The following is a 12,251-nucleotide window of genomic DNA, read 5'->3' on the forward strand; positions in this document are numbered from 1 at the left end:
ATTTGGAAATAAATTATTCTTAATTTTCAGAATTAATAATAGTAGGAGGCAAATATATGAGTACATTAAAGAAAATCATGAACAATATTTCGAAGGTTATTATAGGAAAAGATGAAGCGATTGAACTTGCAGCTATAGCTCTCATAGCAAAAGGACATATTTTATTAGAAGATGTACCGGGGACAGGAAAAACAACACTAGCGAAAAGTTTGGCTAAAAGCGTGGACGCAAAATTTCAAAGAATACAATTTACAGCGGATACTTTGCCCGGAGATGTTATTGGTCTTGAATATTTTGATGTGAAGGAATCGGAATTTAAAACGAGGTTAGGTCCTATTTTTGCCAGTATAGTAGTAGTGGATGAAATTAATCGTGCTGTACCGAGAACACAATCTTCGTTACTCGAAGTTATGGAAGAACGTACGGTTACGATTGCGAAACAGACACATTTATTACCAGAACCTTTTTTAGTAATTGCAACACAAAATCCACTCGAATCCGCGGGCACATTTCCGTTACCAGATGCTCAATTAGACCGGTTTTTACTTACGATTCGACAAGGTTATCCGACGAGAGAAGCTGAAAAGGAAATGATGAATCGGTTTCAAATGAATGATCCGTTAGAAAAGTTACACTCTATTATTTCAAGTGAAGAAATTATTATGATGCAAAAACGTGCAAGAGAAGTATTAGTAGGAAATGATGTGCAAGATTATCTTCTTGAAATTATTGAGGCAACTCGTAAACATGAGTTAATTGAAATTGGTGTAAGCCCGCGGGGGACGTTGGCATTTATGAGAGCGATTCAAGCACGGGCTATATTATATGAAAGAGATTACTGTACACCAGATGATATAAAGATACTTGCTGCATCTATTTGCGCTCATCGTTTAACGTTAACGATTGAGGGGGAGATGAAAACAACGAAAGAACAAATCATGAAAGAAATTCTTCATACGATTAGTGTGCCAGTGGAGAATGTATGATGAATCAACAGCTTGTGTATACACCTTTAGCGGAGCCATTCGTAATGGGAGTTATGTCAGTTATAGCCGTTATTTTATGTGTATTTTCAAGTAATCTACTGTTTTTATCTCTCGTATTTTTGTATGTAATTTTAGTAGGTGCGATGCATGTGTACATACGTAAAGTATCTCGTATTGAATGGGAATATAGCCAAGGAAATTCAAACATTTTTATAGGTGAAGCGAATGTGTGCAAAATGAAAATTTCAAACAAGTCGTTATTCCCTATTTTCAATATCGTATTTCGATTTAAATGTGAAAATAAGCTAACTTGGAGTCATGATGAAATAAACAAAAATACGAATACAGGTTCAAATTATTATATGAATTTACATTTAAAAGGAAGGGAGTCAGTTTCATTTGATTTGCAAGCAGTAGCTGTAAAAAGAGGAATTGCGAAATGGGGAGAAGTGGAAATTGTCATTACGGATCTCTTTGGATTCATAACGAACCATATAACATATAAACAGGTTGAAACGCCGTCTTATTTAGTTTTACCTGCTGTTCCGAAAATACAAGTTCCTGAATTACAAGAATGGTCACGAGGATTTCGAAAAGCGATGTCTTCACCCTTATATGACGAAACGAAAGTAATGGGGGTAAAGTCTTATGAAAATGAAGATTTTCGTTCCATCCACTGGAGTGCAACAGCGAAAACAGGGACGATAACCGCGAAAAAGTACGAGCGAACGCAATCAGATAAATACGCGATTTACCTCAACTTGCAAAATAAAAGTGGTATTTCTTTGCGAAATGATACAGAGGAACTAATTGAATTAACAGCAGGCATATGTAAACAATTGCTCATACAAAACTGTTCATTTGAAGTATGGATTAATAGCGTAAAAGACAATGGATTATTGCATATTAAGAACGGTCATAACCGGAAACATTTGCAAAATGTATTAAAAGTACTTGCCTCAATATCGGATCAAGATACCCCTGTATCTTCTACTTATTTTTACACAGCAGGCTTTCGTCGAAAAGAATTGGATGCAGTTCCTTTAATTCTTGGTACTTCCCCAAGAAAATATAGCAGAACGAATAAATGGGTTGTAATAAAAGAATAAGAAGGGGTTTATGTCATGGCTAATAAAGGGCGACATGTGAAAGTGAAGATTTGGAGTGTTAGAGTTTTCATCATACTTTTATTCACGGTTAGTGCGATAACGTTATCACAAGGTGTTGTGCATGTGCAAGACATAGTAAAAGAGCGTTTTTTTACTGAAAAGAAATCTGAAAAAGTTTATGAGGAAACTATAAATTACGGTGATACTGAAGATTATGGAACACCTATAGAAAAGAAAAAAGTAGGAGATAATGGTGAGAGAACGACAACGGGTAAAAAATTTAAAGGTTTCGAAAAGAAAAGTTCATGGGGAGACATATTCTCTGTTCTTTCAAATGCATGGATTAGTGTCGTTTTTTATGTAATTATTGCAGTAGTTATTCTATATGCTTTTTATAAATTAACGAGGAAAAAGGCAAAGAAATCAGAAATAGAACAGGATAAACAATCGATAACAAAAGAAAATACGGATAGAACCGAAAAGAACAAGAAAGTGAAGCAGCAGTTTGAACAACCGTTACCTAAAGATACGATAAGAAAAACGTTAGTGGAATGGGAAAGAACATTACCATTTCATGAACAGAGAAGATCCTATGAAACGATGCAACAGTGGTTAAAAAGAATTAGTAGAACGAGAAATATTACTTCGTTATATGAGTCTGTTCGTTATGGTGAAAAGGCGTATACGGAGTTAGATGTGGAAAAAATAATGAAGTGGGTAGAGGGAGATGGGAAGGTGGATATGTAAATATCCACCTTTACTTTTTTGTAGAGAAATTTGATTATCATGAATCATTTTCATATATAAAACTGCCTTCAAATAAGAAAATAAAGTTAACTGTAAATTAACTTTATTTACTTATACTTCATTACATGTTAACCTATACTTAATTTTTATAAATTATAATTAATTTTTAAGTTTTTTAAGGGTGTGAAAATGTAATGAAATCGGTATTAAAAAGCATACTTATTTCCTTTGTTTTTTCTGCAGTAAGTATGTGTTGGTTGCTGTTCTTATTATTCAAAGGGGACGGAGACTGGTTATTGTCTTGGGTAGGCGTATTCATGGCATATTTATCTTTATATACTTTAATAGATTTATATTGTAAACATACATACGATAAAAAAATAAGTAAATGGCTTATAAAAACAGCGGTGACTAGCTTTAGTTTTGCGGTATTAGGAATCTCATTTTGCATCATACACGAGTTATTAACACCATGGAGTCTCAGTTTAATGGTGTGGTATTGGTTGGTAATGTTAGTGTTATTTTTAACGACCATAATCTCATTAGTCAGTCTCGTATTTGTGAATCGTAAAAATCATAATTTCACCGGTGGATATAGAATACTTATACTTCTAAATGTACTGCTTACGTTAGGGCCAGTATTATGGCCACTATTACTTTCTATTATTGGAAATGGAATGAATGCTAGTGCAGGCTGGTAAAAATGAATTTAGATTAGTTGTGTAAAGAATAGGATGAAAAGTTGATATAGAATTTTAAATGTTTATGAGAACATGTTTACATAAAAAATGAAAACATGTTCTCTTTTTATTTGCATGCATAACTTTTCACCAGTTTACTTTATTTAAATTTAAACGTAAGTATTTCGTAAGGAATGGATAAGAAAAAAGACAGTTTTATCATATAGGATGAAAGTATAGCTTGAATCAATACGATATGAATAGGGGAGAGAAATCCTTATGAAAAAACGTAATTCAATGAAGTTAGCAAGTTTGACAGTTTTATTAGCGGGTACTACTCTATTTACACCTGGTTTCACTGTGAAAGCAGAGTCTACTCAAAGTATTTCGAATTCGTCAAAAGTACATGATCAAAAGAATCGGAATGGATGGAAACAAGTAATGCAGGAAACAATACAAATTGGGGCGCCGGGGGTATTAGCTAAGACATCTAATAAAGGAAAAATTAGTAGTTATACTGCTGGCGTAGCAGATTTAAGTACTAAGAAACCGGTGAAATCGGATTATCGCTTTCGGATTGGTAGTGTGACGAAAACTTTTACCGCCACGACTGTTCTTCAATTAGTAGGAGAAAATCGCGTACAACTGGACGATTCAATTGAAAAGTGGCTACCGGGTCTCATTCAAGGAAATGGGTATGATGGTAATCAAATTACGATACGTCAACTTTTGAATCATACAAGTGGTATCGCTGAATACTTAAAGTCAAAAGATGCTGACATAATGAATTCGAAAAAAACGTATACAGCAGAAGAAATAGTGAAAATAGGACTTGCGCTGCCTTCGGATTTTTCGCCAGGTAAAGGCTGGTCGTATTCAAACACAGGATACGTAATACTAGGAATGCTTATTGAAAAAATAACTGGTAATAGTTATGCGGAAGAAATCGAAAAGCGAATTATTGAACCTTTGGACTTGCCAAATACGTTTTTACCAGGTAATTCACCTGTCATCCCAGGAAAGAATCATGCTCGTGGATATGTGAAAATGGAAGAAACAGGCGAGTTGAAAGACATTACGTATTATAATCCGAGTTTAGCTAATGCAGCTGGAGATATGATTTCTAATGCGGATGATTTAAACAAGTTCTTTTCATCTTTACTCGGTGGTAAGTTACTGAAGGAACGCGAGCTAAAAGAAATGCTTACTACAGTTCCTATAGAAGGAAAAGGGATTGGTGATGGATATGGTCTTGGAATCTATGAGACTAAACTTCCAAATGGTGTCTCAGTATGGGGGCACGGAGGATCAATTCCTGGGTTTATGACTTTTGCTGGTGGAGTAATTGGAGGCAAGCATACATTTGCTGTCAATGTTAACTCTTTAGGTCCAGTTGATATTCTTACACAGTTTGATAAAATGATGCAAGTTGAATTTAATAAATAGATGAAGAGAAAGCGAATGGGGTTCTGCAATAGTTGTAAATAAAAGAGATGCTTTTTAAATTTCACAAATAAGGACAGTATTAACATTCATGATATGGTATTAAGTATATGTAGAACATAAATATGATACAAGTGTATTTCAAAGTGCAATTCAATCTTATAGTTTAGTATAAAAAGGATGTCAGTTGCATGACATCCTTTTTGTTGAGGGACAAAGAGTTGTTGTTTGTTTTGAAAATTGTTATTTTTTGGAGTATTCCATATAATGAGAGGTATAGGGCTATACAGGGGAGTTATGAATGGATAATACTTTAGTTTGTTAATTATTTTATTTTTAAAAAAAAGTAAATTGATTTGGAGTGAAATACATTGGGACAAAATCAGTTCAGATGGAGTAACGAGCAATTACGAAAACATGTTGAAGTAATAGACGGCACGAGAAGTCCACACATTGTATTAAGGAATGCAACATATTTAAATTCCTACATGCGTGAATGGGTGAAAGCGAATATTTGGATTTATGGTGACAGAATTGTATATGTAGGAGAAAAACTACCAGAGCAATTACATGAATGTGAAGTCATTGATTGTGATGGAAAGTATGTCGTTCCTAGTTACATAGAGCCACATGCACATCCGTATCAATTATATAATCCAGAGACATTAGCGAATCATGCGATGCAATTTGGGACAACAACTTTTATTAATGATAATTTGACTTTATTGTTCACATTAAAGCGTGAAGAATCATTTTATTTATTAGATGAATTTACAAAGATTCCAGCTAGTATGTATTGGTGGTGTCGTTTTGATGGACAAACTGAATTGCAAAACGGGGAATCTTTATTTAATAGTGAAGAAATAATAAAGTGGCTACAGCATGAAGCAGTTCTGCAAGGCGGCGAGTTAACAGCATGGCCAAAATTATTACATGGCGATAATGAAATGTTACATTGGGTACAGGAAACGAAACGATTACATAAAAAAGTGGAAGGGCATTTTCCAGGAGCATCTGAAACGACTTTAGCAAAGTTAAAGCTTTTAGGTACAGATTGTGATCATGAAGCGATGACAGGGCAGGAAGCTTTTGCCCGTCTTATGCAAGGTTATACAGTTTCTCTTAGGAATTCTTCAATCCGTCCAGATTTAGAAGTGTTACTGAAAGAATTGTTGGAACTAGGAGTAAAGCAGTTTGATAGATTCATTTTTACAACAGACGGTTCACATCCGTCCTTTTATGAAAATGGAATGACGAATAGGTTGATAGAAATAGCGATTGAGCAAGGTATTCCATTAATTGATGCGTATCAAATGGCAAGTTATAATATTGCTCGTTATTATAATATGGAGCATATACATGGTTCGATTGCGACAGGTAGAATTGCTAATATCAATATTTTAGAAAGTAAAGAAAACCCAGTGCCAACGAGCGTAATTGCAAAGGGACAATGGGTGAAGCGTGACTGTGTAAATACACACGAAGCATTACATATAGACTGGAGTAAATGTAAAGTAACTCCATTATCATTAGATCGGTCCATAGAAAAAGAGGATATGATTTTCTCTAATAAAACGGGTATACACTTATTAAATAACGTTATAACAAAGCTATATACTAGTGAAATTGACATAGACTGTGATGAATTGTCCACAGATCATGAAGAATGTTTTCTTATGATGATTGCTCGTGATGGCAGTTGGCAAGTGAATACAGTTGTGAAAGGTTTTGCGAAAGAACTAGGTGGGCTTGCTAGCTCTTATTCTGGTACGGGTGACATCATTCTTGTCGGAAAGAGTAAAGGAGATATGCTTACAGCTTTTCACAGGATAAAAGAACTTGGCGGGGGAATGGTTATAGCTGAAAAGAATGAAGTATTACACGAAATAGCATTACCATTGCTTGGGATTATGTCTGAATTAAAAATGAGCGAGTTAATACAGAAAGAGAAAAAGATGGTGAATTTACTGCAAGAGCGAGGTTACGCATATAACGATCCAGCATTTACAATTTTATTCTTTTCGGCGACGCATTTGCCATTTATACGGGTAACACCTATAGGGCTATATGACGTGAAAAGTGAAAGGGTAGTTGCTTCGCCGGTGAATTTGATAAAGCAATATTAGAAAGAACTCCTCCGCTACAGTAGTTATGTAAAGTGGGGGAGTTTTATATTTTAGATGTATTGTTATAAATGGGGTTACATATAAATAATCTCAAAAATAACCTTAAACGAGAGCAAATAGATAAATTAGGAAAATATATATTTAAAACATACTTGACACATAGGAATTGATGGATTAATATGTGGATATTACTTATTTTACCACTCATTATTTTAATGCTAAAACAATTTGAATAGCTGATTGGATAACCAAAGGCGCGTATACATTTCATAATTTTGAAATGTGTTCGTGCCTTTTTGTATTATTCATAGAGCAAGGAGCGGAGGAGATATGAATAAAACTATGCCAACATTAATCGAAGAAACAGATTGGTTGTTTCGTAAAATGGTCCGTAAGTTTGTAAAGGAACGTGACAAAATTAAGATTGAAGGTATTATGTTGCCGGGCATCTTAATATTAAACAAAATTATTCGAGATGGTGAGCAGCGTCTAACTGATTTAGCAGAAGAACTTGATTTTACATCAGGAGCGATTACGGCATTATGCGATAAGTTAGAAGAAAGAGGCCTGGCTATTCGGAAACGTCATCAGGAAGATAGACGAATCACTTTACTTGATATTACTGAAGATGGCCTGAAATTTATAAAACGAAATAATAATATAAGAACAAGTTTTATGTCTGTTTTATTCGATGGATTTTCAACAGAAGAATTACAAGTGCAGGCCGAAGTTTTTAAACGCTTAGCCCATAATTTAGAACAACTTTCTCATACGATTATGAAACTAAGTAATGAGAATAGGGAGGAGTAACGAAGAATACAATTAGTCTAGTTATTTAGGACTGAAAATTCAAAAAATATAATATGAATAGGAGTGGAAAGAATGGGACATCCAACAATTTATCCAACAGGAGCAACAGTATATAATCCCGGGAAAGCTTGGAGTGGTTATACAATATATCAAGCTGCAGATCATGGTGCGTTATTAATTGATATGAATGGAAAGGAAGTACACTTATGGAAAGGACTGCGCGGGTTTCCAAATAAGTTATTACCAGGCGGATATGTTTTTGGTCATACAGCACAAAGAGATCCTGAGTATGGTTTTCAAGATGAAGTAGATTTAGTTCAAGTAGATTGGGAAGGAAACATAGTCTGGAGATTTAACCGTCTGGAATACATTAAAGACCCAGGCCATGATTCGCAGTGGATGGCTAGAGCTCATCATGATTATCAACGTGAGGGGAATCCCGTTGGCTACTATGCACCAGAATTAGAACCGAAAACAGACAGTGGAAATACGCTAATTTTAGCACACAAAAATGTACATAATCCAAATATATCCGATAAGCCGTTATTAGATGATGTAATTATTGAAGTAGATTGGGAAGGGAATATTATTTGGGAATGGGCTGTCAGTGATCATTTTGAAGAACTTGGATTTGATGAAAGTGCTAAAAATGTACTATTCCGTAATCCTAATATTAGATCCTTTGGTGGTAATTCGGATGGAGATTGGATGCATATAAATTCTATGTCTACAATTGGTCCGAATAAGTTTTATGACCAAGGAGATAAACGTTTTCATCCTGATAATATTATTTGGGATGCTAGGGAGTCAAATATAATTGCCATTATTGATAAGAAGACAGGAAATATAGTTTGGAAACTAGGTCCTGATTATTCTAGCCCAGATGTTAAGCATTTAGGATGGATTATTGGACAACATCATGCACATATCATTCCAAAAGGATTGCCTGGAGAAGGGAATTTACTCGTATTTGATAATGGTGGTTGGGCAGGATACGGTCTCCCAAACCCTGCATCTCCATACGGTTCCAAAAATGCTGTTCGTGATCATTCGAGGATTTTAGAAATTAATCCAGTAACTTTAGAAATTGAATGGCAATATACGCCAACTGAAGCTGGATATCAAGCTCCATTAGATTCGTATCGATTTTACAGTCCATATATTAGTTCGGCCCAAAGGCTACCAAACGGAAATACATTGATTACAGAAGGAGCAGATGGTCGGATTTTTGAAGTTACTCGTGAGCATGAGCTTGTATGGGAATATATTTCACCCTATAAAAATAACAGAAACTCAAATATGGTTTACCGTGCGTATCGTGTTCCGTATGAGTGGGTGCCTCAATTAGAAAAAACAGAGGAGAAAGAAATCATTCCTCTTGATATAGCTGCATTTAGAGTGCCAAATGCAGCAGAAACTGGTACGGAATCCGTTGTGACAGTTGAAGGGACACAATCTTACGGCACCGGAGATTTCTGTGTAGCGACATTGGATGAAACAAATAAAAAACGAGGTTAACGCTAAGAGTTTAAAGTGTGGGGAGAGTAATTTCCCCCACTTATTAAAATTAACTGACAAAATGTTGCCATTTCTTTATTTGTAATAATGTAACGTAATATTTTAGTGAGACGAATTGTTCGGGAGGAATGATAAATGGTGAAACTAAAGCCTTTATTTTTAAGCTTATCAATGATTACTAGTTTAGCTGTCGCAGGATGCTCGAATGGAAGTGCGGGAACGACAAAAAGTAATGGGAAAGAAACGACCATAGTAAAACTAGCTATAGATACAGCTGCAGGCGGATCTTTTCAGTTTAGAGCTGCCGAGAAACAAGGATATTTTGAGAAAAATGGTATTAAAGCTCAACTATCGAATTTTGCTTATGGAATTGATACAGTTAATGCGGTATTAACCGAACAAGCTGATACAGGTCTTGCTGCCGATTATGCTCTTTTAAACTCTTTAGGAAAAGGGGATATGGTCGTAATTTCAACACTTACTCGAGGAAATGAAAAATCATCAAAAGACAATGAGCTTCTAGTTAAAGAGGAGATTAAAACAGAAAATGATTTAAAAGGTAAAAAGTTAGGTGTACCTAAAGGGACAGTAACAGAGTATGTTTGGGCGAAATATTTGGCAGCGAAACATATTAATGAAAAGGACATTACCTTCGTTCCATATAGTACACCAGACGAAGCTATTGTAGGGATGAAAAATGGTGATATAGATGCTGTTTGGAGTTCTGGTGCATTAAAGGATAAATTTAAAAATATAAAAGGTGTAACAAAATTAGGTGATTTAGAAAGTGCGGGTGTCACAATTGACAGCTATCTACTAGCAAAAAGATCATTTGTTGAGAAGAATCCAAAAGCTGTTGAAAACACACTTAAGGCTTTATCTGAGGGTATTAAATATGTAGATAACAATAAAAAAGAAACCGCTAAGCTTGCTTTTGAGCAATTGAAACTACCAGAGAAAGATGCGTTAAAAGATATTGAAAGACAAAACTATGTTCTTGGATTTACAGAGGAGGACGCAAAACATTTAGAAGATATGAAAGTATGGTTAGAAGAGAAAGGGAAACTGAAAGATAAATATGAATTGAAAGATAAAATTAATCTTGAAGCACTTAAAAAAGCTTTCCCTGAATCTGTTACTTATAAATAGAATAGGAGTGAAATATGTTGAGTACAGTAAGTGAAAAAGAAGTATTGAAATCTCCTGTAGCCATTTCTATTTCTGGATTATCTAAATCATTTAATAATGAACAATTTGTTTTAGAAAATGTAAATTTAACAATTGGGAATGGTGAATTTTTTATATTACTTGGCCCGAGCGGATGCGGGAAATCTACATTACTCAGTATGATTGCTGGATTTGTTGAAAGAACATCAGGAGAACTTATGGTAAATGATGAAGAAATAAAAAAGCCGGACAGAAATCGCGGTGTTGTTTTTCAACAAGCAGACGCAGCACTTTTTCCGTGGCTAACAATTAAAGAAAATGTTGAATTTGGTTTGAAAATGAAAAAAATGATAAAGCAGACTCGAAACGAAATATCCTCTTATTATATAAAACTAGTTGGGCTAGATGGGCATGAAGGAAAATATCCAAGAGAACTTTCTGGAGGTATGAAACAAAGAGTCCAATTAGCACGTGTTTTAGCCAACGAATCGGAATTTTTATTAATGGATGAACCATTTGGAGCGCTCGATGCAATGAATCGAAGAACGATGCAAATAGAGTTAATTCGAATTTGGAAAGAAACAAACAAAACGATTATTTTTGTCACTCATGATATTCAGGAAGCTCTATTACTTGGGCAAAGAATAGGGGTAATGTCTAAAGGACCTTCTTCAAAAATTGAAAAGATTTACGATATTCCACTACCGTATCAGAGAACATTTACAGATAAAGAATTTAATTACTATTATCAAATGATCCAATCACACTTTGATTGAAAGGAGGTCCCAATATGAGCGCATTGAAAGATGAGAGTGCAAGAAAAGATACTATTTATGAAACAAATAATTTCAAAACTGGTTTAAAAAAGAAGCTATTACAAAGTGGAATTATCGCTTGGATACTTATCCTTGCAATATGGAGTGTTGTGGCGAGGTTTTCTGATCCGCAATTTTTGCCAAGTCCGATAGCAGTTTTGTATGGAGCGATTGAACTGAGTCAAAATGGTTCCTTATTTATATATATAGGAGTTAGTTTTTTAAGAGTAGTAGCTGGATGGATTTTAGGGAATTTTGTAGCTATTCCAGTAGGGTTATTAATTGGCCGAATCCCATGGCTAAGAGCGCTATTTGATCCCGTTATCAATTTTATTCGCTTTATTCCACCTCTTGCCTTTATAACATTATTTATGCTTTGGTTTGGTATTGGAGAGCAATCTAAAATTTTCCTCATTACGTATGCAACTTTCTTTATCGTGACGATTAACACAATTACCGGTGTGCAAGCTGTGGAAGAAGATAAAATTCGTTCAGCGAGAAGTATGGGAGCATCAGAATGGCAAATTATGTTCCATGTCATCATACCTGCTGCACTTCCTTATATTTATACGGGGGCAAAGCTTGCGATGGGATCCTCATTTATGGCCATTGTTGGAGCTGAAATGGTTGCAGCTAATGAAGGAATTGGCTATATGATTTGGAATGCAAGGTTATATTTCAAAACAGATTGGATTTTTGTTGGTCTTGTTATTCTTGGATTGATGGGCTTCTTGATGGATCGGATATTTAATAAATTCGGAAGTGTAGTTTTGAAAAGATATAATGTGGTGAAAAAATAAAAAAGAGCCATTTAGCTGACTAAAAACGGTTAGATAAATGGCTCTTTTGT

General features: G+C 34.8%; 11 protein-coding genes. All 11 read left to right on the forward strand.

The window, feature by feature from the left end:
- The first annotated feature begins 56 nt into the window (after positions 1-56).
- On the forward strand, positions 57-986 hold the full coding sequence (locus MR070_RS11805) for an AAA family ATPase (RefSeq protein ID WP_242261351.1): 930 nt from the start codon (positions 57-59) through the stop codon (positions 984-986).
- Positions 986-2,095 carry a DUF58 domain-containing protein gene (locus MR070_RS11810; protein ID WP_242261353.1) on the forward strand — a complete coding sequence of 370 codons (1,110 nt, stop codon included), beginning with the start codon at positions 986-988 and terminating at the stop codon, positions 2,093-2,095. The genes MR070_RS11805 and MR070_RS11810 overlap by 1 nt, the downstream gene beginning before the upstream one ends.
- Before the next feature lie 15 nt (positions 2,096-2,110).
- On the forward strand, positions 2,111-2,842 hold the full coding sequence (locus MR070_RS11815; RefSeq protein ID WP_242261355.1) for a signal peptidase II: 732 nt from the start codon (positions 2,111-2,113) through the stop codon (positions 2,840-2,842).
- A 194-nt stretch (positions 2,843-3,036) separates the two neighbouring features.
- Positions 3,037-3,543 carry a DUF3902 family protein gene (locus MR070_RS11820; RefSeq protein ID WP_000843847.1) on the forward strand — a complete coding sequence of 169 codons (507 nt, stop codon included), beginning with the start codon at positions 3,037-3,039 and terminating at the stop codon, positions 3,541-3,543.
- Between the two features lie 258 nt (positions 3,544-3,801).
- Positions 3,802-4,968 (forward strand): serine hydrolase domain-containing protein, encoded by a 1,167-nt coding sequence (locus tag MR070_RS11825; RefSeq protein WP_242261356.1) that lies wholly within the window; start codon positions 3,802-3,804, stop codon positions 4,966-4,968.
- Positions 4,969-5,336: 368 nt separating this feature from the next.
- Positions 5,337-7,091 carry an adenine deaminase C-terminal domain-containing protein gene (locus MR070_RS11830; RefSeq protein ID WP_242261357.1) on the forward strand — a complete coding sequence of 585 codons (1,755 nt, stop codon included), beginning with the start codon at positions 5,337-5,339 and terminating at the stop codon, positions 7,089-7,091.
- Between the two features lie 330 nt (positions 7,092-7,421).
- Positions 7,422-7,901: a MarR family winged helix-turn-helix transcriptional regulator gene (locus tag MR070_RS11835; protein WP_313933809.1), complete on the forward strand. Its 480-nt coding sequence runs from the start codon at positions 7,422-7,424 to the stop codon at positions 7,899-7,901.
- A 72-nt stretch (positions 7,902-7,973) separates the two neighbouring features.
- Positions 7,974-9,419, forward strand: a complete 1,446-nt coding sequence (locus tag MR070_RS11840) for an aryl-sulfate sulfotransferase (protein ID WP_242261359.1) — start codon at positions 7,974-7,976, stop codon at positions 9,417-9,419.
- A gap of 135 nt (positions 9,420-9,554) precedes the next feature.
- Entirely contained in the window at positions 9,555-10,568 is a 1,014-nt protein-coding gene (locus tag MR070_RS11845) for an ABC transporter substrate-binding protein (RefSeq protein ID WP_242261360.1), read from the forward strand.
- Positions 10,569-10,582: 14 nt separating this feature from the next.
- Positions 10,583-11,362 (forward strand): ABC transporter ATP-binding protein, encoded by a 780-nt coding sequence (locus MR070_RS11850; protein ID WP_242261361.1) that lies wholly within the window; start codon positions 10,583-10,585, stop codon positions 11,360-11,362.
- A gap of 14 nt (positions 11,363-11,376) precedes the next feature.
- Complete coding sequence (locus MR070_RS11855; RefSeq protein WP_242261362.1) at positions 11,377-12,201, forward strand: ABC transporter permease; 825 nt, start codon at positions 11,377-11,379, stop codon at positions 12,199-12,201.
- Positions 12,202-12,251: the final 50 nt, after the last annotated feature.

The organism is Bacillus cereus group sp. BfR-BA-01453, from assembly GCF_022662915.1.
Classification (GTDB): Bacteria; Bacillota; Bacilli; order Bacillales; family Bacillaceae_G; genus Bacillus_A; species Bacillus_A paranthracis.

What these genes read in the sequence shown, in the direction of transcription:
- MR070_RS11820 (WP_000843847.1), top strand. Translation starts at nt 3,037, where the DNA reads ATGAAATCGGTATTAAAAAGCATACTTATTTCCTTTGTTTTTTCTGCA.
- MR070_RS11810 (WP_242261353.1), top strand. Translation starts at nt 986, where the DNA reads ATGAATCAACAGCTTGTGTATACACCTTTAGCGGAGCCATTCGTAATG.
- MR070_RS11815 (WP_242261355.1), top strand. Translation starts at nt 2,111, where the DNA reads ATGGCTAATAAAGGGCGACATGTGAAAGTGAAGATTTGGAGTGTTAGA.
- MR070_RS11840 (WP_242261359.1), top strand. Translation starts at nt 7,974, where the DNA reads ATGGGACATCCAACAATTTATCCAACAGGAGCAACAGTATATAATCCC.
- MR070_RS11845 (WP_242261360.1), top strand. Translation starts at nt 9,555, where the DNA reads ATGGTGAAACTAAAGCCTTTATTTTTAAGCTTATCAATGATTACTAGT.
- MR070_RS11855 (WP_242261362.1), top strand. Translation starts at nt 11,377, where the DNA reads ATGAGCGCATTGAAAGATGAGAGTGCAAGAAAAGATACTATTTATGAA.
- MR070_RS11825 (WP_242261356.1), top strand. Translation starts at nt 3,802, where the DNA reads ATGAAAAAACGTAATTCAATGAAGTTAGCAAGTTTGACAGTTTTATTA.
- MR070_RS11805 (WP_242261351.1), top strand. Translation starts at nt 57, where the DNA reads ATGAGTACATTAAAGAAAATCATGAACAATATTTCGAAGGTTATTATA.
- MR070_RS11850 (WP_242261361.1), top strand. Translation starts at nt 10,583, where the DNA reads ATGTTGAGTACAGTAAGTGAAAAAGAAGTATTGAAATCTCCTGTAGCC.
- MR070_RS11835 (WP_313933809.1), top strand. Translation starts at nt 7,422, where the DNA reads ATGAATAAAACTATGCCAACATTAATCGAAGAAACAGATTGGTTGTTT.